The sequence below is a fragment of the Oleiphilus sp. HI0067 genome (assembly GCF_001635735.1).
Genome location: NZ_LWFI01001242.1, coordinates 1 through 1083 on the forward strand (window position 1 = coordinate 1; position 1083 = coordinate 1083).

The window sequence follows — 1083 nt, forward strand, 5'->3', positions numbered from 1 at the left end:
TCGCCTCTACGATCAATAATTACCAAAATTCCTTTACCACCACTGCCCTGCGCAGGTTTGATAACGAAACCCTCGAGCCCTTTTAATGTTGGTTCCAAACTTCGTAACTCATATTGCGCGCGGAACACGGCAAGTAGGTCAGGCGTCGCAATACCAGACTTCAGACAAAGTTGTTTGGTTTTCAACTTATTGTCGACAAGGGGATACAATTGGCGAGGGTTGTTCTCTGCAATCAGCTGGACATTGCGGCGGTTCATTCCGATGATGCCGCATTGTTTTAGACGTTTAGGGCTGGCAAAACCAAACATGATCAACGATGTTCCAAAATCGATTTAAAGCGTCTTAAATCACTTAAGCGATAGCCGTTGTAATTTCCTATCGCTAAAATCGCCGCCAATACTAGTAATAAGCTTTCGGGATATAAGAAAACAAAATCTGCAACGTAGGTATTACTCATCAAAATATAGCTCACTACTGCCGTGAGCAAACTACCTAAGCCTTGAATCCCGACTTCTCTTGGACCTTCTTCTTCCCAAAGAATAGAAAGACGCTCAACCGTCCATGCGGTAATTATCATAGGGAAAAACGTCACTTTAAGCCCCCATGGGATACCAAGTTTATGACTCGCAATACCAATAGCTGCAAAAATAATAATCACAAACACAAGTACTGACGCGATTCTTGGCACCAGCAGTAAATTCAGACGGCTTAGCCAAGATCGAAGTAACAAGCCAATGCTAATCACCAAGACAAACAGCGTCAGCCCGACAATGAGCTCAGTCTGCAAAAACACCATGGCTATTAATACCGGCATAAACGTCCCGGACGTTCTGATGCCGATTAGATTTCGAAAAATAACAACAACCAAAGCGCCCAAGGGAATAATCAATAGCAACTTAAAAGTGCTTTGCTCAGAAATCGGTAAAGAATAAATTGAAAAGTCGATAAACAAGCTATCTGCGATCCCTTGACTCTCTACCGACGTGGCAAGCGCATTGCGATACTCTCTGAGCATTGAAAAACGAAGTTCCGCATTTCGACCTCCGTAAATTTCAATAAGCGGCTCATCGCCCTCTTGGAACA

Annotated in this window: 2 protein-coding genes; both read right to left on the bottom strand. The window is 43.5% G+C overall.

Translation table 11 applies throughout. From position 1 onward, the window contains the following. On the bottom strand, positions 1 to 308 hold a 308-nt coding region (locus A3739_RS18780), incomplete at its 3' end, for a sugar-transfer associated ATP-grasp domain-containing protein (protein ID WP_304440291.1). 2 nt (positions 309 to 310) lie between these two features. After that, a partial coding sequence (locus tag A3739_RS18785; RefSeq protein ID WP_304440292.1) for a 7TM domain-containing protein occupies positions 311 to 1083 on the bottom strand: 773 nt, incomplete at its 5' end.